The organism is Streptomyces sp. NPDC058045, from assembly GCF_042885635.1.
Taxonomy (GTDB): Bacteria; Actinomycetota; Actinomycetes; order Streptomycetales; family Streptomycetaceae; genus Streptomyces.
In genome coordinates, this window is sequence record NZ_JBHVRR010000011.1 from 92,357 (window position 1) to 118,554 (window position 26,198).

The following is a 26,198-nucleotide window of genomic DNA, read 5'->3' on the forward strand; positions in this document are numbered from 1 at the left end:
GTCCGCGGGGCGGGGGTGCGCGGCATTCACAGCGCCATCAGCAGCACACCCCCGGTGAGTATCGCCGCGCCGCACCGGAACGCCAGGGCGTATCCGGCGGTCAGCGCCTCGGGGCCGGTGCCGCCCCCGGTACGGGCGGCGGCCGCGGTGGACAGTACGGCGAGGCCGAGGGCGACGCCGAGGGTGGGGGAGGTGTTGATCAGGCCGGAGACCAGGCCCGCGTCGCCGGGGGCCGCGCCGGAGGTGGCGAGGGAGGCGAGCGGGGTGCCGGACAGTCCGGCGCCGAGCATCATCAGCACACCGGGCAGCACGATCGAGGTCAGTACGTGGCCGTGCGCGTCCATGGTGGGCTGCCAGGCGAAACCGGCCGCGGCGAGCGCGGTGCCGCCGGTGGCGACGGCCCGCGCACCGAACCGGCGCATCAGCCGCGGCGCCAGCTTCGATCCGGCGACCACGCTCAACGAGCTGGGGACCAGGGCGAGTCCGCCGCCGAACGGGGTGTAGCCGGGGACGTTCTGCGCGTAGAGCGTCATGAAGACTCTCAACCCGGCTGCGCCCCTTGCATCGGCTTTCGTCCCGGCCCATCCACATCCCCCGTCGTAGGACTTGTCCGGAAAGTTCCGCTTTACCTCAGCCGCCGGCACGCACGTTAACGATCAGGTCAAGTTCCGTTTCGTACGACGGGCTTCGGAATACGGGGGCAGGCCGGGGAGTTGGTGCTGTCCGTACCGGGTCGGCAGCGCCGCCGCTCCCGGCCGCCGGAGCACGGGCCGGCCTCCGCACATCGGACCGCCCCGCCCGCGAGCCCACCGGCCGAGCCCCACCACCGAGCCGCGCACCCGCGCGCTCCCCCGCAGACCCTGCCCGGAGGCAGTACGTATGAGGCAGTCCACCGACCGGCACACCGGGACGGCGGCCACCCCGGCCGCCGTCCCGGTGTCCGCCCTCCCCGACGACCCGGAGAAGGCACACGGCGCCGGCGCCCTGGTACCGGTGCTCGCGTTCGCCGGGATCGTCGTCGCGGTGATGCAGACCCTGCTCGTCCCGGTCATCAAGGACCTGCCCGTCCTGCTGCACACCTCCCCGGGCAACGCGACCTGGGTGATGACCTCGACCCTGCTCGCCGGTGCCGTCTCCACCCCGATCATGGGCCGCCTCGGCGACCTCCACGGCAAGCGCCGGATGCTGCTGACGAGCCTCGCGGTGATGGTGGCCGGCTCGCTGATCTGCGGCTTCACCGGCGATCTGGTGGTGATGATCGCGGGCCGGGCCCTCCAGGGCTTCGCCATGGGCGCCATCCCGCTCGGCATCGGCCTGATGCGGGACGAGCTGCCCCGCGAGCGCCTCGGTTCGGCGATGGCACTGATGAGTTCCTCGATCGGCGTCGGCGGCGGGCTGGCGCTGCCCGCGGCCGCGCTGGTCGCCCAACACCTCGACTGGCACGCCCTGTTCTTCACCTCCGCCGCCCTCGGCACCCTCTCCATCGCGCTGACGCTGCTGACGGTGCCGGAGTCCCGGGTGCGGGCCCGGGGGCGCTTCGATCTACCGGGCGCGGTCGGGCTGTCCGCCGGGCTGATCCTGCTGCTGCTCCCCGTCACCAAGGGCGCCGACTGGGGCTGGAGTTCACCCGCGGTCCTCGGCCTGTTCGGCGCGGCGCTGGTGGTGCTGGTGCTGTGGGGCGTGATGGAACTGCGGAGCCCGGCGCCGCTGGTGGACCTGCGCACCACCGCCCGCCGCGTGGTACTGCTGACCAACCTCGCCTCGATCATGCTGGGCGTCGCCTTCTACGCCATCTCCCTGGTGCTGCCGCAGCTCCTCCAACTGCCCACCGCCACCGGCTACGGCCTCGGCCGGTCGATGGTGGTCGCGGGCCTCTGCGTGGCTCCGCTCGGCCTGGCCATGATGCTCACCGCCCCGCTCTACGCCCGGCTCTCCGCCCGCCACGGCCCCAAGGTCTCGCTGATCATCGGCCTGCTGGTGATCGCCGTCGGCTACGGGGCGGGCCTGGGGCTGATGGGTTCGGTGGCGGGCACCGTCGTCATCTCGGTGGTCGTCGGCGCGGGCATCGGACTGGCCTACTCCGCGCTGCCCGCGCTGATCATCGGTGCCGTGGACGCCTCCGAGACGGGTGCGGCGACCGGCCTCAACACCCTGATGCGGTCCATCGGCACCTCCGTCTCCAGTGCCGTCATCGGCATGGTGCTGGCCAAGACCGCGCATGTCTCCGGCGGTCTCGCGGTGCCGACCATGCACGGATTCCGGATCTCCTTCCTGATCGCCACCGCGGCCGTGGCCGGCGGCCTCCTGCTCGCCCTCTTCCTCCCACCCCGCAAACCGGTCACCGACCACCGGCTCCGCGCCACCGGCGAGGACGAGCCGCCCGCCCTGGTGCCGGGTCGCCCACAGGATGCGGCAGCATAAGCGGGTGCCGTCCGACCAGGCGGTACGGGAGTGACCAGCCGGAGGAAGACGGAGCCGATGACCGCTGACGCGAGGACCCCGCGGGCCGAAGCCGCGACCGGGGCCGGGCCGGGGCCCGAGGTGCTGGCGGCGTTCGAGACCGCCAAGGGCTTCATGCCGCTGCGGGAGGGCCTGGCGCTCCACGCGGCGGCGGTACGCGCGACCGCGCTCGGCCTGCCGCTGCTGGAGGTCGGCACCTACTGCGGCCGGTCCACGATCCTGCTGGCGGACGCGGCGCGGGCGGCCGGGCTGAGCGCGGTGACGGTGGACCACCACCGCGGCAGCGAGGAGCAGCAGCCCGGCTGGGAGTACCACGACCCGGAGACGGTGGATCCGGAGGTCGGGCTGATGGACACCCTGCCCGCGTTCCGCCGCACCCTGCACCGGGCGGGCCTGGAGGGCCGGGTGATCGCCGTGGTGGGCCGCTCCCCGCAGGTGGCCCGGATCTGGGGCACCCCCCTCGGGCTGGTCTTCATCGACGGCGGTCACACCGAGGAGCACGCCACCGGCGACTACCAGGGCTGGGCCCCGCATCTCACGGTCGGCGGGCTGCTGGTGATCCACGATGTGTTCCCGGACCCGGCGGACGGCGGACAGGCGCCGTACCGGATCTTCCGACGGGCGCTGGAATCGGGCGAGTTCACCGAGGAGTCGGCGACGGACTCCCTGCGCGTGCTGCGGCGTACCGCCCCCGCCGGCTGAGTGGTGGTACGGCGGCGGGGAGTGCGGGCCACCCGTTAGAGTCGCCCTCGTGTCGTACGCAGGTCCGGAATTCGAGCCCGAGAGTCCGCCGCGCCGTTCCCGCCGCCATGGGCCGATGGCCGTGGCCGCGGCCACGCTGGTGCCCGCAGCGCTGGCCGGGGGCATCGTCTGGCTGGTGATGGGCGGCCCCGGCGAGGACGCCTCCGACGCCGCCGCGGGCTCCGCCTCCCCCTCAGCCTCCTCCCCTCCCTCCCCCGAGTCCCCCGCCCCGTCCGCCGGCGAAAGCGGCGCGGACAAGGGCAAGGACAAGGGGGACAAGGGAGATGACGGGGGCAAGGACAAGGGGGGAGCGAAAGAGACGGACAAGGGCAAGGGCGGGACCGTTCCGGCGCCCGCGGGGCATGGGCCGCTGCGGGGCAAGGTCGTGGTGATCGATCCCGGCCACAACTTGGGCAACTCCCGGCACACCGCGGAGATCGCCCGCCAGGTGTCCATCGGCACCGAACGCAAGGAGTGCGACACCACCGGCACCTCCACCAACTCCGGTTACCCGGAAGCCAAGTTCACCCTGGATGTGGCACGGCGGCTGGAGAAGCTGCTCCACCATGAAGGCGCCACCGTGAAGTTCACCCAGAACGGCGACCGCTCCTGGGGGCCGTGTGTGGACGAGCGCGCGGAGATCGGCAACAAGGCGCACGCCGACGCCGTGGTCTCGGTGCACGCCGACGGCTCCGGCACCGGCAACCGCGGCTTCCATGTGATCCTCCCCGCCGCACTGCACGCGGGGGCGGCCGACACCCGTGCCATCGCCGGCCCCTCCAAGGAGTTGGGCGAGCGGATCGTGGGGAAGTTCGTGCAGTTCACGGGCAGCGCGCCGTCCAACTACATCGGTGGCGGCACCGGTCTGGACGTCCGCCGCGACCTCGGCGGGCTCAACCTCTCGCGGGTACCGAAGGTGTTCGTGGAGTGCGGCAACATGCGGGACGCGAAGGACGCGGCACTGCTCACCAGCGGCGACTGGCGGCAGAAGGCGGCCCGCGGTCTGGCCTCCGGCATCGAGGGCTTCCTGACGAAGTGAGCACGCCCCGCTCCACCGCGGCCGCGCTCCGACCGCCGGGACACGAACCAGTAACAGATGCGTATCCGCCCCCGCGGGCGTACGGGGGCGGGCCGTACACGTATGCGGCGAAGGACCCCATAGGGGGCATTGGGTGCCGGTGGCCGGCAGACACCCCCAGCCGGGTGACGATAGTGTCGCCCCTACGATGGGGGGCCACCCCCGCGCTTCGCGTCCGCGGGCACCACGATCCCACCAAGATCCCTGTGCTCCGCGAACCATGGACGCCCGCGGTCCATGAGCGACAGCGACGCCCACCAGCGACCGACCCGAGAAGACCGACGAAGGACCTGAAGTGAATATCCGCTCCCTCAGTCGAGGCGACGGCGTGGTGATCGTGGCAGCGGTGTTGCTGTTCATCGCCTCGTTCCTCGACACGGCCGGCTGCCGTGGCAGCTACTGCAACTCCCAGAACTCCTGGGACGATCTGGGCCTCGGCCTCGGTACCTACATGATCGGCGTGGTCGGCGGCGCACTGGTCGTCATCAGCCGCGGGATGCCGCAGCGCAAGGTGCTCGGCCAGGACCTGGGCTCGCTCGGTGTGGCGTCCACGGTCGTCGTGGCCTGGGTCCTGCTCTGGTGGACCATCGACTTCCCCACCGACGCGGGCGCCGGCCTCGTCCTCGGCCTGATCGCCGCGCTCGCCCTCGCGGGTGCCGCCGTTGCCACCCCGCTGGTGCCGGCCCTCCAGGCCCCCCTGACCGCGGCCCCCGGCCCGCAGGGCGGCCCCCAGCCGTACGGTGGCCAGCCGCCGCAGGGCGGCTACGGCTACCCGGGCGGGCAGCAGCCCCCGTTCGGCGGCCAGCCGCAGCCCGGCCAGCCGTCCTTCGGTGGTCAGCCGCAGGCGCAGCAGGCCCAACAGGGCGCCCCCGCGGGGGACTTCTCCCCGTTCTGGTTCGCGGTCCCGGTGCAGCGGCCGCTGTACGCGGAGGACGGTTCCTCCACCGAGATCGCCCAACTGGCGCCGGGCACCTGGTACCTGGCGGTGGAGCAGCGGGGTCCGGGCCTGGTGGCGCAGACGCAGGACGGCCGGCGCGGCGTGCTCCAGGACACCTCGAACATCCAGCGCGGCTGAGCCTCAACCGGCCCGCCCGAGGCCCCCGTTCCCAGACAGGGAGCGGGGGCCTCGGCCTGTAGGGGGAGCCGGGTCAGCGGCCGGGGGCCGGGTCGGCGCAGCAGGCCGGGTCCACACCGCGGGGCAGCCGCTCGCCGTCGAAGACCGCGCAGGTCGCCTCGTCGCCGCCGAGTGCGGCCACCGCCAGCAGCACGGAGCCGGCGGTCCAGGTGGTGAGCTCCTCCGGCCAGACGGCCCGGTCCTGGTAGACGTATCCGGTCCAGTAGAGGCCGGAGTCCGGGTCGCGGAGATGGCCGATGGAGGTGAGGACGGCGAGGGCGCGGTCGGACTGGCCCACCGACCAGAGGGCCAGGGCGAGTTCGGCGGACTCGCCGCCGGTGACCCACGGGTTGGGCACCACGCACCGCACCCCGAGCCCCGGCACCACGAAGCGGTCCCAGCCGGCCTCGATACGGTCCCGGGCCTCGTCGCCGGTGAGGGCGCCGCCGAGCACCGGGTAGTACCAGTCCATCGAGTAGCGGCTCTTGTCCAGGAACCGCTCGGGGTGGTGGCGGATCGCGTGCCGCAGTGCGCCGAGGGCCAACTCCCAGTCGGGCTGCGGCTCTTCGCGGTGCTCGGCGAGGGCGAGGGCGCAGCGCAGCGAGTGGTGCACCGAGGAGGAGCCGGTGAGCAGCGCGTCGGTGGCGGGGGTGCCGTCGTCCTCGCGCCGCCAGCCGATCTCGCCGCCGGGCTGCTGGAGCGCCAGGACGAAGCCGACGGCGGCGCGTACCGCGGGCCACATCCGGTCCAGGAAGTGCTCGTCGCCGGTGGCGAGGTAGTGGTGCCAGACGCCGACGGCGAGGTAGGCGCAGAAGTTGGTCTCCCGGCCACGGTCGGTGACCTGCCGCGGGTCGCCGTCCTGGTAGGCGGCGTACCAGGAGCCGTCCTCGTTCTGGTGGCGGGCGAGCCAGGTGTAGGCGCGGTCCGCGGCCTGGTGCTCGCCGGCCGCGTTCAGGGCCATGGCGGCCTCGGTGTGGTCCCAGGGGTCGAGGTGGTGGCCGCGGAACCAGGGGATGGCGCCGTCGGGGCGCTGCACCGCGAGGATGCCGCGGACGGTGGCGGCGGCCTGCTCCGCGGTGAGTACACCGGGCAGGACGAGGCGCTCGGTGCGTTCGGGCTCTCTCACGCCTCGGCCCCGGCACGGCCGACCGGGTCGGGGCCGCCGGCGGGCGGACGCGGTTTGGTGGCGTAGGCGACGAAGCTCTTGCCGACGACCGGGTTGAGGAGCCGCTCGGCGAGGCGGGTGGCGAGGGGCTTCTTCATGATGTCCCACACCAGCAGTTGGTGGTAGGCGCGCACCGGCAGCGCCTTGTCGTTGTCCACGCCGAAGGCGCACTTGAGCCACCAGTAGGGGGCGTGCAGGGCGTGGGCGTGGTGGGTGCCGTAGGGCTTGAGACCCGCTTCGCGCATCCGGCCGAGGAGTTCGTCGGCGCGGTAGATGCGGATATGGCCGCCCTCCACCTCGTGGTAGGCGTCGCTCAGTGCCCAGCAGACCTTCTCCGGGCCGTAGCGGGGCACGGTGACGGCGATCCGGCCGCCGGGGCGCAGGACCCGCACCATCTCGGCGAGTACGCCCTTGTCGTCGGGGATGTGCTCCATCACCTCGGAGATGATGACCACGTCGAAGGACTCGTCGGGGAAGGGCAGGGCGAGCGCGTCGCCCTCCATGGCGGTGGCGGTGGCGCCCTCGGGGGCCTCACCGGCCTCCTTCATCGCGGCGAACCAGGTGGCGACCTCGCGGATCTCCGCCGCGTTCCGGTCCAGGGCGACGACCCGCGCGCCGCGCCGGTAGCACTCGAAGGCGTGCCGGCCGGCCCCGCAGCCCAGGTCGAGTACGCGGTCGCCGGCGGCGAGCGGGAAGCGGGTGAAGTCGACGGTCAGCATGGGTGGTTGGCCCCCAGAGACGGTCCGGTGGCCGCGCCGCGGCCACTCGGGTGTGCGGTGGAACGGCCGCCTCTGCCACCGGCGCGGTCGATGGCCTCGCGGTACAGGTCGGCGGTGCCCTGGGCGGCGCGTGCCCAGGTGAAGTGGGTGAGGACGCGGGTGCGTCCGGCGTCGCCGAGGCGGGCCCGCAGCTCCGGCTCGGCCAGCAGGGTGGTGAGGCGGACGGCGAGGGCGTCGGAGTCGCCGGGCGGCACCGCGAGGCAGGTCTCGCCGTCGCGGCCGGCGACCTCGGGGATGGCGCCGCCGGTGGTGGCGAGCAGCGGGGTGCCGGTCGCCATGGCCTCGGCGGCGGGCAGCGAGAAACCCTCGTACAGGGAGGGGACGCAGGCCACTTGGGCGCTGCGGATGAGGTCGACCAGCTCCTCGTCGGAGATGCCCTTGACGAAGCGGACGGCGTCGCCGAGGCCGTGGCGTTCGATGGCCTGCGCGACGGGGCCGTCCTCGGCGCGCTTGCCGACGACCACCAGGTGCGCCCCGGGGTGCGAGGTGCGGACCTTGGCGAGGGCTTCGACGAGGTGCACCAGGCCCTTGAGCGGGACGTCGGCGCTGGAGGTGGTGACGATCCGGCCGGGCACCTCGGCGACGGACGGGTCCGGGGAGAAGAGGCCGGTGTCGGCACCGATGTGGACCACGCTGACCCGGCCGGGCGGCACCCCGAGGTCCCGCACTATCTCCTCGCGTGAGGTGCCGGAGACGGTGAGCACGGACGGCAGTCTGCGGGCGACCCGCTTCTGCATCCGGGTGAAGGCGTACCAACGGCGCACCGAGAGGCGGCGCTTGGCGTTCTCGGCGGCGTGGAGTTCGAGGCGGCGGTCGACGGTGATGGGGTGGTGGATGGTGGTGACCAGGGGGGCGCCGAGGTCGCCGAGGAGGCCGTAGCCGAGGGTCTGGTTGTCGTGGACCACGTCGAACTCGCCCCGGCGGGACCGGAGATGGCGGCGGGCGCGCAGCGAGAAGGTGAGCGGTTCGGGGAAGCCGCCGGTCCACATGGTGGCCACCTCCAGCGCGTCCACCCAGTCGCGGAACTCCTCGCGGGCGGGGGTGCGGAAGGGGTCGGGGCTGCGGTACAGGTCGAGGCTGGGCAGCTCGGTGAGGACGGGGCCGGTGCCCGTTCCATCGCCGTCCGGCCGGTCGAGGACGGGGTAGGGCTGGGCGCCGATGACCTCCACCCGGTGGCCGAGGCGGGCGAGTTCGCGGGAGAGGTGGCGGACGTAGACGCCCTGCCCGCCGCAGTACGGATTGCCCTTGTAGGTGAGGAGGGCGACGCGCAGGGCGGGGCCGCCGTCGGCGGCGGTGCGCCGGGGCTCGGGCCCCGGACCTGCGGACGCACGAGGACCTGCCTCCATGGCCTCAGCGGTCACTCCTGGGCCCTTTCTCACGGATCTGGATCGGTCTCACGGATCTGGGATCGGTACGGGTCTCGCGGCCACCGGGCCTGCCTGCTCGGTACGGATCTGCGACGCACTTCCACGCGAGCCTACGTGTGGGCCATAATCTAGAACAAGTTTCAGACTTGTCGGCCATCTTCCCGGTCCGCCGCTCCCGTTCCGACCCGAGGGCGTGATCGCCGGTCCCCGAATCTACCGGCTGGTAGCACCGTTACATCCGGCCATCAGGGGTGATTCGCGCCACCCCGGCCGGTACCCGACGACAGCGGAGGATCCATGACAGCCCGAGCGCGGACGGAGGGCGCGGCGCCGCTGACCCGGCGCCAGGCCGCGCGGCGCGAGGCGATCCTCGCCGCCGGTACCGCGCTCGCCGCCGACGGCGGCTATGAGGCGGTGCAGATGCGGGAGGTCGCCGAACGGTCCGGCGTCGCCCTCGGCACCCTCTACCGCTACTTCCCCTCCAAGGTGCATCTGCTGGTGGCGATCATGGTGGCGAGGCTGGACACGCTGCGGGAGACGGTCCGCCACCGCCCGCCCGCCGGCGAGACCGCCGGTGAGCGCGTCACCGAGACCCTGATGCGGACCTTCCGCGCCCTGCGGCGCGAACCGCGGCTCGCCGACGCCATGTTGCGCGCCCTGCACTTCGCCGACCGGTCCGTCTCCACCGAGGTCGAGCAGGTGCTGCGGCTCACCACCGCCATCGTGCTGGCACCCGCCGGGATCACCCGGCCGACGCCCGCACAGCGCTCCGCGGTCCGCGTCATCGAGCACACCTGGTACTCCACGCTGATCGCCTGGGCCTCCGGCCGCGCCACCATCGAGCAGGTCAGAACGGACCTGGAGACCGCCTGCCGGCTGCTGGAACCGGGCGGCCCGGGGCCGGGCGGAGACCGGCCGGTAGAGTGACCGGGTCGTCCTCACGTCCGACGGGGGGAAGCCGGTGCGAATCCGGCGCTGACCCGCAGCCGTCATCCGCGCACCACCCGGTGCCCGGTGAGCCGGAATGCCCCGTCGGAAGTGACCGGCTCGCGCCACCGGACCCCCGGTGGCCGGCACCGTCGAGGCATACGGAGCCGGAGCCGCCCGGTGCCCCGCTGTGTGCCCGTGCGCCCGGCCCCCAGCAGGGAGAGGCACCTTGCCGACCATCAACCTCCGCCGCAGCGCCGCCGTGCTCGCCGCCGCAGCCGTACTCGCCACCGGCGCCGCACCGGCCGCAGTCGCCGCCGGCGCGGCCCCGGCGTCCTCACCGTCCCCCGCGCCCGAACTCCCCGCCGGCCTCTACGGCACCGGCGACCCCACCTACGACGGGGTGTTCCGCCAGTCGTACGCGCTGCTCGCCCAGCGCACCGCCGGGGTGACGCCCGCGAAGGCGGGGGTGGACTGGCTGCTGGGGCAGCAGTGCGGGAACGGTGGGTTCGCCCCCTACCGGCCGCACCCCGAGCAGCCCTGCGACAAGAAGACCCAGGTCGACAGCAACTCCACCGCAGCCGCCGTACAGGCCCTGGCCGCGCTCGGCAAGGACACCCACAAGAAGCAGATCGACCGGGCGCTGTCCTGGCTCACCGCCGTCACCAACAAGGACGGCGGCTGGGGCTTCACCCCGGGCCTGCCCAGCGACGCCAACTCCACCGGCATCGTCGTCGGCGCCATATCCGCGGCCGGCTCCACCGGCGGCAACGCGGCCGACTGGAAGAACCCCAAGGTCTTCCGCACCCCCGGCGAAGCACTGGTGAAGCTGGCGATGCCCTGCGCCAAGGACGGCGCCTTCGGCCTCGCCGACGCCAAGACCGGCAAGCTCACCGCCAACGCGGACGCCACCGCCGCCGGTGTCCTCGGCAGCCTGGGACGCGGCCAGGCCACCGCACCCGGCAAGCCGCCCTCCGGGAGCACCGAGTGCGGCAAGCCGAAGGACGCACGGCAGGCCGCCGTCAACGGCGCCGCCTATCTGCACCGGCAGTTCGCCGAGCAGCCCTATCTGATCTCCGCCATGCCCGGCGCCAAGGACCAGCCGGACTACGGCAACACCGCGGACGCCGTCGTCGCCCTCGCCGCCGCCGGCCGCACCGAGGACGCCGCCGCACCCCTGAAGTACCTGAAGCGGCACGGCAAGGAGTGGGCCGCGCAGGCCGGTCCGGCCGCCTGGGCGCAGCTCGTCTTCGCCGCCCACGCCACCGGCACCGACCCCCGCCACTTCGGCTCCACCGACCTGGTCGCCGGCCTCAACGCCACCGGCCCCGCGCCCGAGTCGAAGGCGTCCTCCTCCGACAGCACCACGGACAAGAAGGACGACGGCAACAACTCCGCGGTCTGGTGGATCTCCGGTGCCGCCGTGGTCGTCCTCGCCGCCGCCGGTGGCGGGTTCCTGGCCGCCCGCAAGCGGCGGACCGGCGCATGACGCGGGCCCGTCCCGCCGCCGTACCGCTCGCCGCGCTCCTCGGCCTGCTGCTGGCGCTCACGGCGGCCCTGCCCGCCGGGGCCGCCACCGGCTACCGCTACTGGTCCTTCTGGCAGTGGGACCACGGCAGTTGGGTCTACGCCACCCAGGGCCCCTCCGTCGAGCGGCCCGAGGACGGCGCGGTACGCGGCTTCCGCTTCGCCGTCAGCGCGGACTCCGCACACGCCGTCACCCCCCGCGGTGGGCACGACTTCACCGAGATCTGCCACGGCACCCCCGCCGAGTCCGGACGCAAACGCGTCGCGCTGGTCCTGGACTTCGGCACCCGGCAGGACGCCCCCGGCGACGAGCGGCCGCCCGCCCGGCGTACCGCCTGCGCCCGGGTCGCGCCCGACGCCAGCAGCGCCGAAGCGCTCGCCGCCGTCGCCAAACCGCTGCGGTACAACAGCACCGCCCTGCTCTGCGCCATCTCCGGCTATCCGCAGACCGGTTGCGGCGAGCAGGTCTCCGGCAGCGGCAAGGGCGACACCGCCGCGCCCACCGCCGGCCCGCGACCCGCCACCCAGGACGGCCACATCCCGTCCGCCGGGCTGATCGCCGGGATCGCCGCGGTGGCCGTACTCGGCGGGGCCGCCATCTGGCAGGCCCGCCGGCGCCACCGCTGACCGGGCCGCCCACCATGCCGACCCGCCCCCGCACCACCGCCCTGAGCGCCCCGGAAGCCCGCCGGAGCACCGCACTGCACCCCGGCGCCTGGTGGGTGTGGGCACTCGGCCTGGCCACCGCCGCCTCCCGCACCACCAACCCGCTACTGCTGGCACTGCTGGTGGCGGTGGCCGGATATGTGGTGGCCGCCCGCCGCACCGACGCCCCCTGGGCCCGCTCCTACGGGGCGTTCCTCAAGCTGGCGCTGGCCGTCCTCGGTATCCGGCTGGTCTTCGCCGTCGTCCTCGGCTCCCCCATCCCCGGCAGCCACACCCTGCTCACCCTGCCCGAACTCCCGCTCCCCGACTGGGCGCAGGGCATCCGCCTCGGCGGCCGCGTCACCGCCGAGGGCCTCCTCTTCGCCCTCTACGACGGGATGAAACTGGCCACCCTGCTGGTCTGCGTGGGCGCCGCCAACGCACTCGCCAGCCCGACCCGGCTGCTGAAGTCACTGCCCGGCGCCCTCTACGAGGCGGGCGTCGCCGTCGTCGTCGCCCTCACCTTCGCCCCGCACCTCATCGCCGATGTGCAGCGGCTGCGGGCCGCGCGCCGACTGCGCGGCCGGCCCGACCGGGGGCTCCGCGGCCTGCTCCAGGTGGGCCTGCCCGTCCTGGAGGGCGCCCTGGAACGGTCGGTGGCACTGGCCGCCGCCATGGACGCCCGCGGCTACGGCCGCACCGCCACCGTCTCCCCCGCGGTACGCCGCACCACCACCGCCCTCACCCTCGGCGGACTGCTCGGGGTCTGCGCCGGGACCTACGGCCTGCTCTCCGCGGAGGGCGCCGGATACGGGCTGTGGGTGCTGCTCGCCGGGGTCGCGGCCGCGCTGGCCGGTCTCGGGCTCGGCGGGCGGCGCGCGGTGCGCACCCGCTACCGGCCCGACGCCTGGGGGGTGCGGGCCTGGCTGGTCGCCGGGTCCGGGGCCGCCGTCGCGGCGCTCACCGTCACCGCGGCCGCGGTGGATCCGGCGGCCCTGCGGCCCGGGGTGGTGCCGCTGACCGCGCCCGGCCTGCCGCTGTGGCCCGCGGCGGCCCTGCTGATCGGCCTGCTCCCGGCGCTCGCCGCCCCGGCCCCGCCGCGCTCCCCGTCGCCCTCGCCGTCCCGCTCGAACCGCTCGAACCGCTCGAAGGAGAACGCCCCGTGATCGGATTCGAGGAGGTGTCCGTCCGCTACCAGGACGAGCCGCACCCCACCGTCGCGGGCGTCGACCTGACCGTCCCCGAAGGCGAGTTGGTGCTGGTGGTCGGCCCGTCCGGAGTCGGCAAGTCGACCCTGCTGGGCACCGTCAGCGGCCTGGTACCGCACTTCACCGGCGGCACCCTCACCGGCCGGGTCACCGTCGCCGGCCGCGACACCCGCACCCACAAGCCCCGCGAACTCGCCGATGTGGTCGGCACCGTGGGCCAGGACCCCCTCGCCCACTTCGTCACCGACACCGTCGAGGACGAACTCGCCTACGGCATGGAGTCGTTGGGCCTGCCACCGGATGTGATGCGGCGCCGCGTCGAGGAGACCCTCGACCTGCTCGGCCTCACCACCCTGCGGGACCGCCCCATCGCCACCCTCTCCGGCGGGCAGCGCCAGCGCGTCGCCATCGGCTCCGTCCTCACCCCGCACCCCTCGGTCCTCGTCCTGGACGAGCCGACCTCCGCCCTCGACCCGGCCGCCGCCGAAGAGGTACTCGCCGTCCTCCAACGCCTCGTCCACGACCTCGGCACCACCGTGCTGATGGCCGAACACCGGCTGGAGCGCGTGGTGCACTACGCGGACCAGGTACTGCTGATGCCCGCGCCCGGCGCGCCCGCCCGGCTGGAGAGCCCGGCCGCCGCCATGGCCCACTCGCCCGTCCACCCGCCGGTGGTGGGCCTGGGCCGGCTCGCGGGCTGGGAACCGCTGCCGCTGACGGTCCGCGACGCCCGCCGCCGCGCCGGCCCGCTACGGGACCGCCTCGCCGACCGCACCCCGGCAGCCTCCGCCGCGCCGCCCGCCCCGGCTCCCCGCCGCCGCACCCTGCTGCACCGCACCACCGCTCCCGGACCCGAACCGGTGGCCAGAACCACGGGACTCGGCGTGCGCCACGGGCGGGTGGAGGCGCTGCGCCAGGTCGAGTCGACCGTCTCCCCCGGTGAGACCCTCGCCCTGATGGGCCGCAACGGCGCCGGCAAGTCCACCCTGCTCGCCACCCTGGTCGGCCTGCTGGCCCCCACCACCGGCAGCGTCACGGTCGGCGGCGCCACCCCGCACCGCACCACCCCCCGCGAACTGGTCCGCCGCGTCGGCCTCGTCCCCCAGGAACCACGCGACCTGCTCTACGCCGACACCGTCGCCGCCGAGTGCGCCGCCGCCGACCGGGACGCGGACGCACCCGCCGGCACCTGCCGCACCCTCCTCGACCGGCTCCTGCCCGGCATCGGCGACTCCGTCCACCCCCGCGACCTCTCCGAGGGGCAGCGGCTCGCCCTCGCCCTCTGTGTGGTGCTGGCCGCGGAGCCCCCGCTGCTGCTGCTCGACGAACCCACCCGCGGCCTGGACTACGCCGCCAAGGCCCGCCTGGTCACCGTCCTCCGGGACCGCGCCGCCGCGGGCCTGGCCACCGTACTCGCCACCCATGACGTGGAGTTGGCCGCCGAGACCGCGGACCGGGTGGTGATCCTCGCCGAGGGCGAGATCGTCGCGGACGGCCCCACCGCCGAGGTCGTCACCGCCTCCCCCGCCTACGCCCCCCAGGTCGCGAAAATCCTCGCCCCGGCCCCCTGGCTGACCGTCACCCAGGTCGCGGACGCGCTCTCATGACGGGCCGGGGAACGCGGCCGTCGGCGGATGCGGGTGGTCGTGCCGGCTCCGCGTCGGACTCCGCGTCCGGCTCCGCGGTGGCGGGTGGGCAGGGTGGCGCGGCATCCGGCCGGGTGCGTGCGGTGCGGTTGGGGCCACGGTCGGTGGCGGCGCTGCTGCTGGTCAGCGCGGTGGGTGTGGCCGGTTTCGGCTGGCCACTGCTGGCCGGGCCGGGCGCCGGGATCAGCGCCCACGCCCAGGACGCGCCCTGGCTCTTCGCGGCCCTGCTGATCCTGCTGGTCGCGGTGGTGGCGGCGACCATCGCCGAGTCGGGCCTCGGCGCGAAAGCGGTCGCCATGCTGGGCGTACTGGCCGCGGCGGGCGCCGCCCTGCGCCCACTCGGCGCGGGCACCGCCGGCCTGGAACCGATGTTCTTCCTGATGGTGCTCAGCGGCCGCGTACTGGGCCCCGGCTTCGGCTTCGTACTGGGCTCGGTGACGATGTTCGCCTCGGCGCTCCTCACCGGCGGGGTGGGGCCCTGGCTACCGTTCCAGATGCTCGCCATGGGCTGGTTCACCATGGGCGCCGGCCTGCTGCCGGGCGCCCGAAGGCTGCGCGGCCGAGCCGAGGTGGCACTGCTCGCCGGCTACGGCTGCCTGGCCGCCCTCGCCTACGGCACCGTGATGAACCTGTCCGGCTGGCCCTTCATGAACACCCTCGCCTCCGGAATCGCCTACGACCCCGACGCCCCCCTCAGCGGCAACCTGCTCCGCTTCCTCGCCTACTGCCTCGCCACCTCCCTCGGCTGGGACCTGGGCCGCGCCGCCGTCACCGTCGCCCTGACCACCTTCCTCGGCCCCGCCGTACTGAAGGCCCTCCGCCGAGCCACCCGCCACGCCGCCTTCGAAGCCCCGGTGAACTTCGGGGAGGCGGCGGACGACCCGGTGGAAGGCGGGAGCGTGGTGGAGGGCGGCACCCGGTGACCGGCTCGGCGGCCGGTCACCGTTACGCCAACGGGGCGGCGGCGCCCCGGAGTTGAGGGGCGACCGCTATACCGGCTGAGCCCCGGCCCGCGCCTCGCCCCCTTCACTCCCGGCATCCCCGTCGCCCCCGTCATCGGGCTCCGTCGCCTTGGCCGAGACCTCGGGCTTGACCTTCGCCTTGACCTTGGGGGGGCCGGCCCCAGCCGTTGACCGTGACTCCGGCGCCGCCGTATGTGGTTCCGCAGCCGGTTCGATACCACCCGCCGCGCGGATCACCCCCGCTCCGGCCGTGACCCGCGGACCGGCCAGCAGATACGTCAGCCCGAAACCGGCGAAGACCACCGCGGCCCCGCCGACCGCGTCCAGCACCCAGTGATTGCCGGTGGCGATGATCGCGGAGACCGTGAACAGCGGATGCAGCAGCCCCAGCGCCTTCATCCACCAGCGCGGCGCCAGCATGGCGATCACCACCCCGCACCACAGCGACCAGCCGAAGTGCAGCGAGGGCATCGCCGCGTACTGGTTGGTGACCGAGGTCAGCGTGCCGTAGTCAGGCTTGCTGAAGTCCTGCACACCGTGGACGGTGTCGATGATGCCGAGGCCCGGCATCAGCCGCGGCGGCGCCAGCGGATAGAGCCAGAACCCGACCAGGGCGAGCACCGTGGCGAAGCCCAGCGCCGAACGCACCCAGCGGAAGTCCGTGGGCCGCCGCACATACAGCACCCCGAGGACCCCGAGCGGGACGAAGAAGTGGAACGACTCGTAGTAGAAGTCGAAGAAGTCCTGGAGCCAACTCACCTTGACCACGGCGTGGTTGGCCCAGTGCTCGATGTCGAGGAAGAGCACCCGCTCCAGCGCGAGGATCTGGTCGCCGTGATGCTCCGCCGTCGACCGACTGCCCGCCGCCACCAGCCGTACATGCGAGTACACGGCGTAGCAGACCCGGATCAGCAGCAGCTCCAGCAGCAGATTGGGGCGGCTGAGGACGCGCCGCCACACCGGCAGCAGCGGCACCCGGCGCCAGCGCGCGGGCGCCGGCTCCGCGTGCTCGGTCGGGATCGGGGTGCTGAAGTGCGGTGAACTGCGCGGCAGGAACGGCACCGCGCAGGCCGCGGCGAGCGCCGCCAGCAGCACGATGTTGTCCCGCAGGGGGAACAGCACCTGCATGTTCGGCAGCAGCATCTTCGCGGGCAGCGTCATCACCAGGACGACGGCGACCGGCCACACCAGGCGGTCCCGGGCCCGCTTACCGACCCGGCCGACCACCGCGAGCAGCACCCACAGCAACTGGTGCTGCCAGGCCGTCGGAGAGATGGCGACCACCACACAACCGGTGATGGCGACCGCCAGCAGCAACTGCCCATCGTGCGCATAGCGCACCGCTCGCCGCAGCCCCAGCACCGCGACGGCCGCGGCGAGCACCAGGAACACCGCCACCTCGGGCACCCCGGTCAGCCCGGACCGCAGCAGCGCACCATGCAACGACTGATTGGCCAGCCCCGAAGGATTCAGCCCCAGCCCGGCGCCCCCGATGTGGTGCGCCCAGTACGTCCATGAGTCGTGCGGCATCGCGGCCCAGGCGGCCGCGGTGCACACCGCGAAGGTGGCACCGGTGGAGACCGCGGCCCGCCGCCGGTCGGTGAGCCACAGCAGCGGAGCGAAGAGCAGCACCGCGGGCTGGAACGCGGCGGCCAGCCCCACCAGCACCCCGGCGGCCCGCTCCCCCCGCACCGCGAACACCCCGAGCAGCACCAGCAGAACGGGCAGGATGCTGATCTGCCCCAGATGCAGGGTGTTGCGCACGGGCAGCGACAGCATCAGCAGGCTCACCGCGGCCGGCGGGGCGAGCAGCGCCGTCCGCCGTGAGACCGGACCGGGCAGCGCACGCGCCACGACCACCCCCAGCACCACGACCAGCAGCAGCGTGCCGAGCGTCCAGCCGTAGCCCAGGGCGTTCTCGGCGGGCCGGGACAACGGCCGGAGCACCAGCCCCGCGAACGGTGTGCCGGTGAACTGGTCGGCGTCGTACAGCGAACCCGGTACATGCAGAACGCCCTGCGGCCCGATCCAGGTCTCCAGGTCGGTCAGCCGTTCACCGGGGGGCTGCCGCACCACCACCGCGACCTGCCGTACCGCGAGGGCCGCCGCGACCACCCACAGCCCGGCGCGGACGGCCGCGAACCGTGCCTGTGCCGCCCCTGCTCCCAGGACTTGCCCAGGTCTGCCGTGATCCACGTTCGCCACGCCCCGTCGGCCCTCCCGCCCCATTCGTCCCTCGCGCCCGGCTGGTACCGGTCGGGCGCGTGCCGATGCAGTGCAGACTCTATGGGGCCGCACTCTCCCGGAAGAAAGACGCGGTCACCCCGGCGTCACCTGACGGCTGCATCCCTTTCGCTGAGATGACTTTCGCCAGGGTCCGCGGTTCCGCCTCGGCACGCGACTTAGATCACAAAACACCATCTCGATCGACAGTGCCGACGCGAGCGTTTGCCCTGCATACACGGCATTCGGACACCTTACGCCGCCGCTCGGACACCGTCCGCTACGCCTCCCTCTGACCGTATTGTCGAAAAAGGGCCGCCCGCTTTGGGCGGCCTTGATCCTTGTCGTCCACCGAAAGCAGGCGAGCAGAACCTTGGCGAGCGCCATGCCCATCGCACACCAGCCCCCTGCGGAACCGACCCCCGGACGGAACTCCGCGCCGAAAGCCACCGCCACCGACCCCGCCCTGGTACGGCGCGCGGTCAAGGCGGCAGCGCTCGGCAATGCGATGGAGTGGTTCGACTTCGGTGTCTACAGCTACATCGCAGTCACCCTCGGCAAGGTGTTCTTCCCGTCCGGCAGCGCCACGGTCCAATTGCTGTCCACCTTCGGCGCCTTCGCCGCCGCCTTCCTGGTGCGGCCCCTGGGCGGCATCGTCTTCGGCCCGCTCGGAGACCGCGTCGGCCGGCAGAAGATCCTCGCCATCACCATGATCATGATGGCGGCGGGCACCTTCGCCATCGGCCTCATCCCCTCCTATACGACGATCGGCATCGGCGCACCGGCCCTGCTGCTGGGCGCCCGCCTGGTGCAGGGCTTCTCCACCGGCGGCGAGTACGCCGGAGCCGCCACCTTCATCGCCGAGTACGCACCGGACCGGCGGCGCGGATTCCTCGGTAGCTGGCTGGAGTTCGGCACCCTGGCCGGCTATATCAGCGGCGCCGGACTGGTCACCCTGATGACCGCCCTGCTTTCCACGGACGACCTGCTGTCCTGGGGCTGGCGCATCCCCTTCCTGGTCGCCGGCCCCATGGGCATCGTCGGCCTCTATCTGCGGATGCGCCTGGAGGAGACCCCCGCCTTCACCGCCGAGACGAAGAAAGCCGAGAAAGCCGAGAAGGCAGAGACGTCCCGGCCCAAGGTCCGGCTGCGCGAGATGATCACCGGCCAGTGGAGGGCGCTGCTGCTCTGCGTGGGCCTGGTCATGGTCTTCAACGTCACCGACTACATGCTGCTCTCCTATATGCCGAGCTATCTCACCAGCGAACTTCACTACGACGAGACGCATGGGCTGCTCGTCATCCTCGTGGTGATGGCGCTGATGATGGTGGTGCAGCCGTTCGCCGGTGCACTGAGCGACCGGGTGGGCCGCCGCCCCCTGATCGCCGCGGGCTGTCTGGGCTTCCTCGCGTTGTCGGTGCCGGCGCTGCTGCTGATCCGGCAGGGCGGCCTGCTCCCCATCGGCCTCGGACTGGGCGGCCTCGGACTGCTCCTGGTCTGCTTCACCTCCACCATGCCGTCCGCGCTGCCCGCGCTCTTCCCCACCCGGGTGCGTTACGGATCCCTCTCCATCGGCTTCAACGTCTCGGTATCGCTCTTCGGCGGCACCACCCCGCTGGTGGTGACCGCCCTGATCGGCGCCACGGGCAACATGATGATGCCCGCGTACTACATGATGGCGGCGGCCGTGGTGGGCGGCATCGCCGTCTGGTTCATGACGGAATCCGCCGGCCGCCCCCTCCCCGGCTCAGCGCCGTCGGTGGAGCCCACCCGCTAGGAGACGTCTCCCCCGACGGCCGGGTGGCAAGTGGGCGGGCGGCTCGGGCCAGGGCTCAAACCTCGTGGTAGAAGCCGACGTTGACGCTGCGGGGCGCCGACAGATCATGGATGACGACCTCGCCCGAGCCGCCCACCGGAATGGCCCACGCACCTCCGTACGGCACGGCCTGCTCGGTACCGCCCGCGACCACCCGCACTTCGGAGGAGGGCTCGGGCAGCGACCCGCGCAGCCAGGTCACCGTCCACATCCCGTCCTGCCCGCAGCGGAAGTCCAGGTGGGTACGGGAGACGAAGAGCCAGTCGTCCGGGGTGACCAGCCGGCAAGCCGCGCGATCGCGCCCCACACACAACTGCGCCCCCGGCGCACTGGGCGCCTCGGCCATCTGCATACCCGCAGTCGCCCCCGAATCGGCCGCCGAGACAGTGGCCATGGTGAGTTCCAGCACGAGTGCTCCTTAGATTCGCCGGCCCCGGGCCCATACACCTAGGCCGGTTCACACGCCGCCGCATGATAGGTCGACATCCGCCCCCGAGATCATTCCCGTGATGCAGACCACACCCTCAGGGCGGCTCTGTGACAATGGGAGCATGACGGAGCGCAAGCCACCCGGGGTCAGCTTTGAGTCCTGGGTCGACCAGCAGATCCGGGACGCCGAGGAACGCGAGGACTTCTCCCGCCTTCCGGGCGCGGGCAAGCCACTGCCCGGCGGACACGACACGGCCTATGACGAACTGTGGTGGGTGAAGCAGAAGATGGCGCGCGAGGGCCTTTCCGTACTGCCGCCCACACTCGCCCTCCGCAAGGAGGCCGAAGACGCCTTGGAGGCCGCGTATGCGGCGCCTTCCGAGACGGCGGCCCGCAGGATCACCACCGAGATCAACGTCCGTATCACCGAGGTCATGTTGAAGCCGCCGCCCGGACCTCCGCTCGGGAAGAAGCCTTATGACGTGGAGGAGGTCGCCCGCGAGTGGCGGGCCCGGCATCCCTCCTGACGGGCGTGCACCCACCGTGCAGGGCGAGCGTGATGTCAAGGCCGGGCGTGACCGTGCCGACCGCCCGCCCTTAGAGTCACTTCGGCAGCACCTGGACCAGCGTGCTCCATCTCCGCTTTCGACCTCGTCCGACAGCCCCGAGGGGACAGGCGCCATGGGACAGTTGACCGCCGATGTCACGATCTCACTCGACGGGTATGTGACCGGCGCCCATCCCTCCCCCACCGACGAGGCCTTCGCCAGGACCGGCGCTGTGATCGTCGACCAGGATGTGTTCCGGACCTGGACCGCGGAAAGCTCCCCGCTCATCGACATCTCCCTCACTCCTCCTGCTGCTTCCGGCGGCACCGGGACCGGCGACGCTCTCCACCAACCTGTCTTCGTTCTCTTCGACACACCCAGACGCCCATTCGTCACGCCGTCCGGCACGATTTTTCATTTCGTCCCGAACGGGCTGGTCGAGGCGGTGCGTCAGGCCCGCAGCGCGGCGGGATTCCGCGACATGGTGCTGGCCGCCGGCACCGGCACCGTCCAACAGGCCGTCCTGGACGACCTGTTGGACGAACTGCGGTTGCACATCGCCCCCGAAGTGCTCGGCTCCGGCACCCGCCTCTTCTCCCGGCTCGGCGAGGAGTACGTCGTCTGGGACGCGAGCCTGCTGAGCGGCGACTCCGGCACCGTCCACCTGACGGTGCGGCTCCGGGACGAGGCGGCCTGACGCCCCGCGCTCCCCTCCCCCCGGCGTCAACACTCGTACATGCGTTCCCCTTTCGGGTGTCTCTTCTTGCTTCCGGTCCTCACGCTCTGGTGACAATGCGTGCATGAACAGCGACGCCATCCGATACGACGGGACCTACGAACGCGACGCCCGCCCCAAGCCCGCGGCCGCCGCCTGGAGCGTGGCGCCCGAGCGCTACGACAGCCCTGCGGCCACGGCTCTGTGGCGGGAGTACTACACCGAGGTCAGCGACCGCTGGTTCCGACTGCACGAGCAACGGAGCACACCACCCCAGGAGTTGGCGCAGGGCATAGCCGGGGACGACGGCGCCACCCTGCTGCCGCCCCACGGGCAGTTGCTGGTCGCCCGGTACGGCGGCGAGCCCGCGGGCACCGCCGGGGTGCGAATGCTGGACGGCACCACCGGTGAGCTGAAGCGGGTCTACGTCCTGGAGCGGCTGCGCGGGCTCGGCGGCGGTTCCGTTCTGCTGGCGGCGGCCGAGGACGCCGCCCTGGCTCTGGGTGCCCGGCGGCTCATCCTGGACACCCGGCACGATCTGACGGAGGCCCGCCGCATGTACACCCGCCACGGATACCGCGAGACACCCCCGCACAACGACGAGCCCTACGCGGAGCACTGGTACGCGAAGGACCTCATACCTGGGACGGCCGGCTGACTTCCGGGACGAGCTGGCCGAGAGTGCGGGCTCAGACCGGTTCGGGGTTGCGCGGCGGTGTATGTCCGTTCCCGGGGCCGCCGTTGCGGGGCCGCTCCGCGTCCGAACCGCACAGCTCTGCCCCCAACTCCGCCATGAGCTGCCCCAGATCAGTCGGATGCGCCGGATCCCACCAGTCCCCCAGCAGCTCGGCGAGGGACTCCTCGCGGGCCCGGGAGAGCCGCTCGGCCACCTCCCGGCCCCCTGCGGTGAGTTCCATCGGCAAGCCGTACCGGGCCGCGAGCCGCCGCTCCTCGATCTGACGGACCGCCGCCGTGACGGCCCGCAGCGAGACCCCCACACGCTCGGCCATCTCCGCCGGGTCGGTCGGCCCGTGCCGGTAGATGCGGAGCAGCAGCCAACTCGACGCGGGATAAAGGTCGTAGCCCGCACGTTCGGTGATCTGGAGATAGATCTGCCGTCGGCCCTCACGGGTCCCGAGCACGGACAGCGCCCGCGCCGCCTCCTCGTAGGAGGTGCGCTCCACGGGGTTGCTGGCCAGGGTCTCCGTGGTGTCCGGGGCGGTGACGGAGCCGCGCAACCGGTCCTCGCGCAGGAACCAGGCCAGGATGAACGCGGCCACGGCAACCGGAGCCGCGTAGAGGAAGACATCGGTGATGGCCGAGGCGTAGGCGTGCAGTACACCGGGGCGGAGGGTGGGCGGGAGATGGGCGATGCCGCGGGGGTCGGTCTGGAGGGAGTGCACGCTCACCCCGGGTGGCAGCGCCTTCCCGTGGAGGGCCGACGCGAGGGCGGTGGCCAGCCGGTTGGCGAAGACGGTGCCGAAGATCGCCACTCCGAAGGAGGCACCGATGGAGCGAAAGAAGGTGGCGCCCGAGGTGGCGACGCCGAGGTCCTCGTAGGGCACGGCGTTCTGCACGATCAGCACCAGCACCTGCATGACCAGGCCGAGACCGAGACCGAAGACGAGGAAGGTGAGACTGATGGCGACGGTGGAGCTGTGTTCGTCGAGTCGGTGCAGCATGAGAAGGCCGATGGCGGTGACACCGGTACCCGCGACGGGGAAGACCTTCCACCGGCCGGTGCGGCTGACGATCTGCCCGGACACCGTGGACGACAGCAGCAGCCCGAACACCATCGGCAGCATGTGCACCCCGGACATGGTCGGCGTGATGCCGTGGACGACCTGGAGAAAGGTCGGCAGATACGTCATCGCACCGAACATGGCGAAGCCCACCACAAAGCTGATCACCGCGGAGAGGGCGAAGGTCCGCACCCGGAACAGCTTCAGCGGCAGCACCGGTTCCCTGGCCCGCCGCTCCACGGCGACGAAGGCAGCCGCAAGCACCGCACCGAGCACGGCCAGACCGATGACCTGCGGCGAGCCCCAGGCCCAGGTGGTACCGCCGAGCGAGGCCAGCAGGACGAGACAGGTGGCGACGGAGGCGATGAGGAAGGTGCCGAGATAGTCGATGGTGTGGCGGCGGCCGCGGGCCGGGATGTGCAGGGCGGCGGCGATGGCGACCAGTGCGACGACTCCGACGGGCAGATTGATGTAGAACACCCAGCGCCAGTTGAGCTGTTGGGTGAAGACCCCGCCCAACAGCGGCCCCAGCACACTGGTCGCGCCGAACACCGCCCCGAAGAGCCCCTGGTAGCGCCCGCGTTCACGCGGTGACACCAGGTCGCCCACGATCGCCATGGACAGCACCATCAGCCCGCCGCCGCCCAGCCCCTGCACCGCGCGGTACGCGATGAGCTGCGGCATGTCCTGCGCGAGACCGCACAGTGCGGAGCCGATGAGGAAGATGACGATCGCGGCCTGGAAGAGCTTCTTGCGGCCGTACTGGTCGCCGAGTTTGCCCCAGAGAGGAGTGGCCGCCGTGGAGGCGAGGAGGTACGCGGTGACGACCCAGGAGAGGTGCTCCAGACCACCGAGGTCGCTGACGATGGTGGGCAGGGCGGTCGAGACGATGGTCTGGTCGAGAGCGGCGAGCAACATGCCCAGCAGCAGGGCTCCGATCGGGACCAGGACACTGCCGGTGCGCGGATACGGCCCCGCCCCGGCATCCGACACCCCTTCCCCACCGGCCCCTCCACCCGGTGCCCCGCCCCCAGGCGTTCCATCGCCCACCGATCCGTCCCCCGCCGACCTGTCCCGCACCGATCCGTCGTCCGCCAAGGCACTTCCGCCACCGGGTGCGCTGGTGTCGTCGCGGGCTGCCGTGCCGGGTGCGGTCGGCGTTGCGTCCGGGGGCTCCGCGCCCTGCCGGTGGCGGGGCGGGCCGTCCGGGTCCCGGGGGTCCTGGGTCATGGCGCACCTCCTGGCGGACGGAGGTCCGCCGGCGGCCCCGTCCTCACCCATCCTGGACGGGGTAACCCGTTATGGCCCGTTGAGTCCTACCGGCACCGCAGACACCCCCGGCGGACGAGCCTCCGACCGGGGACACGGCTGCCGATACCGCTGCGGCAGAACCCTGCACGGCGAATGGGGCGCCGACTCCCGCCCGTACTCACGCAAGACCGCCGACCGCAACCGGCACACGAGGACCAGCGACCGGCCAGGCATCACGCCGACGCCCAGGTCCCACCAGGCACAACTACGCCGCAGCGGCCGGCCCCTATCCGATGGTGAGGCGGATCGCACCGTCGGCCGTCGCCTCGACATGGACTTCGGTGAGGTCCTGGGACAGTGCGTCCGGGGCGTGGGCGCCCGCTCGCGGGCCGATGCCGACGACGCGCATTCCGGCGGCGCGGGCGGCGGCGATACCCGCCTCGGAGTCCTCGAAGGCGACGCAGTCGGCGGGGGCGACGCCCAGTTCGGCGGCGCCCTTCAGGAAGCCCTCGGGGTCCGGCTTGCTGGCGCCCACCGATTCCGCGGTGATGCGTACCGCGGGCAGGTCGAGTCCGGCGGCGGACATCCGGCCGGTGGACAGCGCCACGTCCGCGGAAGTCACCAGGGCGTGCGGCAGCCCCCGCAGCGCGGCGAGGAAGCGGTCCGCACCGGCGACCTGGACCACGCCCTCCATGTCGGAGGTCTCCTCGGCCAGCAGTCGTGCGTTGTCGGAGTGGTTCTGCTCCATGGGCCGGTCGGGCAGGAGCAGCGCCATGGTGGCGTAGCCCTGGCGGCCGTGCACCACCTTGATCACCTCGTCGCCGTCGAGGCCGTGGTCCTGGGCCCAGCGGCGCCAGCAGCGTTCGACGAAGGCGTCCGAGTTGACCAGGGTGCCGTCCATGTCCAGCAGCAGGGCGCGAGCGGTCAGGACTGTTTCGGTGGCCGTCATCGGCGGGCTCCAGAGCACGGAAGTGAGGTCCGGACGACCGGCCCGTTCCGGGGAGGCGGGCGGTCGGCCCGAGGAGGCAAGCGGTCCCGCTCGCCGGTCAGGGTTGACGAGCGGAACCACTTTGTTTCCACACGATACAAAACAAGTCCCGGACACCGCCACCACGGCCGGTCCCCGCCCACCCGACATCTCACCCACAACCCCCGCCCCCGGCGCCCCGCTCACCCGACGATCGCCTCGTACAGGCTCCACACCCCGAGGGCCAGCATCAGAATCGCGGCGACGCGGGTGATCAGGCGCAGTGGGACCCGCTTCATCAGGGCACGGCCGCCGAGGATGCCGAGTCCGGCCACCGCCCACAGAGCGAGGACGGCACCGATGGCCACGGAGACCGGGTCGTTGTAGCGGGCGGCGAGGTTGGCCGTCATGATCTGGGTGAGATCGCCGAACTCCGCGACCAGGATGAGCATGAAGCCGGCACCGGAGACCCGCCAGAAGCTCTGGTCGCGGGGTTTGCGAATCTCCTCGTCGTCCTCCTCGCCGCCCTTCTGCAGGGCGAGTACGGCGGCGCCGCAGAGGAAGAGCACCCCGGTGATGGCATGGACGAGTCGCCCGGGGAGCAGGGTGAGGACGCTTCCGGCGGCGACGGCGAGTGCCACATGCACGGCGAAGGCGGCGGCGACGCCCGCGAAGACATAGGAGGCGCGGTACCGCGTCCCGAGGACGAGGCCGGCCAGTGCGGTCTTGTCGGGCAGCTCGGCGAGAAAGACGACGCCGAAGACGAGCGCCGTCACGCTGATGCTGATCAAGGTTCCTCAATCGGTCGGGGCTGCCCCGCCGAGAGTGAACGCTGTGCGACGCCTCGGCACGGCAGCGCACAGGTCGCGCACACGGATGTGGGCGCGC

The 26,198-nt window shown here is 72.8% G+C and carries 22 protein-coding genes, 1 pseudogene and 1 riboswitch; of the genes and pseudogenes, 14 read left to right on the forward strand and 9 right to left on the reverse strand.

Annotation, left to right across the window (positions count from 1 at the left end; genetic code table 11):
- Window positions 1–26: 26 nt before the first annotated feature.
- Window positions 27–536, reverse strand: a pseudogene (locus tag ACFVST_RS09845) (MFS transporter); the annotation flags it as partial.
- Window positions 537–879: 343 nt separating this feature from the next.
- On the opposite strand from ACFVST_RS09845, the gene ACFVST_RS09850 reads away from it, so the two are divergent.
- From ACFVST_RS09850 to ACFVST_RS09865, 4 genes are all read left to right on the forward strand, one after another.
- Window positions 880–2,421 carry an MFS transporter gene (locus ACFVST_RS09850; RefSeq protein ID WP_390148652.1) on the forward strand — a complete coding sequence of 514 codons (1,542 nt, stop codon included), beginning with the start codon at window positions 880–882 and terminating at the stop codon, window positions 2,419–2,421.
- A gap of 57 nt (window positions 2,422–2,478) precedes the next feature.
- On the forward strand, window positions 2,479–3,162 hold the full coding sequence (locus tag ACFVST_RS09855) for a class I SAM-dependent methyltransferase (protein ID WP_390148654.1): 684 nt from the start codon (window positions 2,479–2,481) through the stop codon (window positions 3,160–3,162).
- 49 nt (window positions 3,163–3,211) lie between these two features.
- A complete protein-coding gene (locus ACFVST_RS09860) occupies window positions 3,212–4,240 on the forward strand; it encodes an N-acetylmuramoyl-L-alanine amidase (RefSeq protein ID WP_390148656.1) in 1,029 nt (342 codons plus the stop codon).
- A gap of 334 nt (window positions 4,241–4,574) precedes the next feature.
- A complete protein-coding gene (locus ACFVST_RS09865; RefSeq protein ID WP_390148657.1) occupies window positions 4,575–5,354 on the forward strand; it encodes a hypothetical protein in 780 nt (259 codons plus the stop codon).
- A gap of 73 nt (window positions 5,355–5,427) precedes the next feature.
- Here ACFVST_RS09865 and ACFVST_RS09870 read toward each other — a convergent pair whose 3' ends face one another.
- From ACFVST_RS09870 to ACFVST_RS09880, 3 genes are read right to left on the reverse strand one after another with little or no spacing between them, the layout of a single operon-like run.
- Complete coding sequence (locus ACFVST_RS09870; protein ID WP_390148659.1) at window positions 5,428–6,519, reverse strand: prenyltransferase/squalene oxidase repeat-containing protein; 1,092 nt, start codon at window positions 6,517–6,519, stop codon at window positions 5,428–5,430.
- Entirely contained in the window at window positions 6,516–7,277 is a 762-nt protein-coding gene (locus ACFVST_RS09875) for a methyltransferase domain-containing protein (RefSeq protein WP_390148661.1), read from the reverse strand. Before ACFVST_RS09875 ends, ACFVST_RS09870 begins: the two co-directional genes overlap by 4 nt.
- Complete coding sequence (locus ACFVST_RS09880) at window positions 7,271–8,698, reverse strand: glycosyltransferase family 4 protein (RefSeq protein ID WP_390148662.1); 1,428 nt, start codon at window positions 8,696–8,698, stop codon at window positions 7,271–7,273. The genes ACFVST_RS09875 and ACFVST_RS09880 overlap by 7 nt, the downstream gene beginning before the upstream one ends.
- A gap of 303 nt (window positions 8,699–9,001) precedes the next feature.
- On the opposite strand from ACFVST_RS09880, the gene ACFVST_RS09885 reads away from it, so the two are divergent.
- The 6 genes from ACFVST_RS09885 to ACFVST_RS09910 all read left to right on the forward strand — a co-directional run bounded on the left by ACFVST_RS09885 (window position 9,002) and on the right by ACFVST_RS09910 (window position 15,580).
- The gene (locus tag ACFVST_RS09885; protein ID WP_390148664.1) at window positions 9,002–9,631 is read left to right on the forward strand and encodes a TetR family transcriptional regulator; all 630 of its coding nucleotides are present in this window, start codon (window positions 9,002–9,004) and stop codon (window positions 9,629–9,631) included.
- Window positions 9,632–9,655: 24 nt separating this feature from the next.
- A riboswitch (cobalamin riboswitch) is annotated at window positions 9,656–9,734 on the forward strand.
- A gap of 135 nt (window positions 9,735–9,869) precedes the next feature.
- Window positions 9,870–11,120 carry a hypothetical protein gene (locus ACFVST_RS09890; RefSeq protein WP_390148771.1) on the forward strand — a complete coding sequence of 417 codons (1,251 nt, stop codon included), beginning with the start codon at window positions 9,870–9,872 and terminating at the stop codon, window positions 11,118–11,120.
- On the forward strand, window positions 11,117–11,785 hold the full coding sequence (locus ACFVST_RS09895) for an SCO2322 family protein (RefSeq protein WP_390148665.1): 669 nt from the start codon (window positions 11,117–11,119) through the stop codon (window positions 11,783–11,785). The genes ACFVST_RS09890 and ACFVST_RS09895 overlap by 4 nt, the downstream gene beginning before the upstream one ends.
- 14 nt (window positions 11,786–11,799) lie before the next feature.
- A complete protein-coding gene (locus ACFVST_RS09900; RefSeq protein WP_390148667.1) occupies window positions 11,800–12,969 on the forward strand; it encodes a CbiQ family ECF transporter T component in 1,170 nt (389 codons plus the stop codon).
- A complete protein-coding gene (locus tag ACFVST_RS09905; protein ID WP_390148669.1) occupies window positions 12,966–14,618 on the forward strand; it encodes an ABC transporter ATP-binding protein in 1,653 nt (550 codons plus the stop codon). Before ACFVST_RS09900 ends, ACFVST_RS09905 begins: the two co-directional genes overlap by 4 nt.
- Window positions 14,615–15,580 carry an ECF transporter S component gene (locus ACFVST_RS09910; protein WP_390148671.1) on the forward strand — a complete coding sequence of 322 codons (966 nt, stop codon included), beginning with the start codon at window positions 14,615–14,617 and terminating at the stop codon, window positions 15,578–15,580. The genes ACFVST_RS09905 and ACFVST_RS09910 overlap by 4 nt, the downstream gene beginning before the upstream one ends.
- Before the next feature lie 66 nt (window positions 15,581–15,646).
- On the opposite strand, the gene ACFVST_RS09915 is transcribed toward ACFVST_RS09910, so the two are convergent.
- The gene (locus ACFVST_RS09915) at window positions 15,647–17,824 is read right to left on the reverse strand and encodes a bifunctional glycosyltransferase 87/phosphatase PAP2 family protein (protein ID WP_390148673.1); all 2,178 of its coding nucleotides are present in this window, start codon (window positions 17,822–17,824) and stop codon (window positions 15,647–15,649) included.
- Between the two features lie 403 nt (window positions 17,825–18,227).
- Here ACFVST_RS09915 and proP point away from each other — a divergent pair, with 403 nt between their 5' ends.
- On the forward strand, window positions 18,228–19,619 hold the full coding sequence (gene proP, locus ACFVST_RS09920) for a glycine betaine/L-proline transporter ProP (protein ID WP_390148675.1): 1,392 nt from the start codon (window positions 18,228–18,230) through the stop codon (window positions 19,617–19,619).
- Window positions 19,620–19,674: 55 nt separating this feature from the next.
- On the opposite strand, the gene ACFVST_RS09925 is transcribed toward proP, so the two are convergent.
- The gene (locus tag ACFVST_RS09925; RefSeq protein WP_390148677.1) at window positions 19,675–20,067 is read right to left on the reverse strand and encodes a hypothetical protein; all 393 of its coding nucleotides are present in this window, start codon (window positions 20,065–20,067) and stop codon (window positions 19,675–19,677) included.
- Window positions 20,068–20,209: 142 nt separating this feature from the next.
- On the opposite strand from ACFVST_RS09925, the gene ACFVST_RS09930 reads away from it, so the two are divergent.
- The 3 genes from ACFVST_RS09930 (at window position 20,210) to ACFVST_RS09940 (ending at window position 22,008) form a co-directional block, all read left to right on the forward strand.
- Complete coding sequence (locus ACFVST_RS09930) at window positions 20,210–20,614, forward strand: DUF1992 domain-containing protein (protein WP_390148679.1); 405 nt, start codon at window positions 20,210–20,212, stop codon at window positions 20,612–20,614.
- A gap of 154 nt (window positions 20,615–20,768) precedes the next feature.
- Window positions 20,769–21,332: a dihydrofolate reductase family protein gene (locus ACFVST_RS09935; protein ID WP_390148681.1), complete on the forward strand. Its 564-nt coding sequence runs from the start codon at window positions 20,769–20,771 to the stop codon at window positions 21,330–21,332.
- 103 nt (window positions 21,333–21,435) lie between these two features.
- The gene (locus ACFVST_RS09940; RefSeq protein WP_390148683.1) at window positions 21,436–22,008 is read left to right on the forward strand and encodes a GNAT family N-acetyltransferase; all 573 of its coding nucleotides are present in this window, start codon (window positions 21,436–21,438) and stop codon (window positions 22,006–22,008) included.
- A 31-nt stretch (window positions 22,009–22,039) separates the two neighbouring features.
- Here ACFVST_RS09940 and ACFVST_RS09945 read toward each other — a convergent pair whose 3' ends face one another.
- From ACFVST_RS09945 to ACFVST_RS09955, 3 genes are all read right to left on the reverse strand, one after another.
- Window positions 22,040–24,085, reverse strand: coding sequence for a DHA2 family efflux MFS transporter permease subunit (locus ACFVST_RS09945; protein WP_390148685.1), 2,046 nt, complete (start codon window positions 24,083–24,085; stop codon window positions 22,040–22,042).
- Between the two features lie 544 nt (window positions 24,086–24,629).
- Window positions 24,630–25,292 carry an HAD-IA family hydrolase gene (locus ACFVST_RS09950; protein WP_390148687.1) on the reverse strand — a complete coding sequence of 221 codons (663 nt, stop codon included), beginning with the start codon at window positions 25,290–25,292 and terminating at the stop codon, window positions 24,630–24,632.
- 221 nt (window positions 25,293–25,513) lie between these two features.
- Entirely contained in the window at window positions 25,514–26,101 is a 588-nt protein-coding gene (locus ACFVST_RS09955; RefSeq protein WP_390148689.1) for a TMEM165/GDT1 family protein, read from the reverse strand.
- Between the last annotated feature and the right edge of the window lie 97 nt (window positions 26,102–26,198).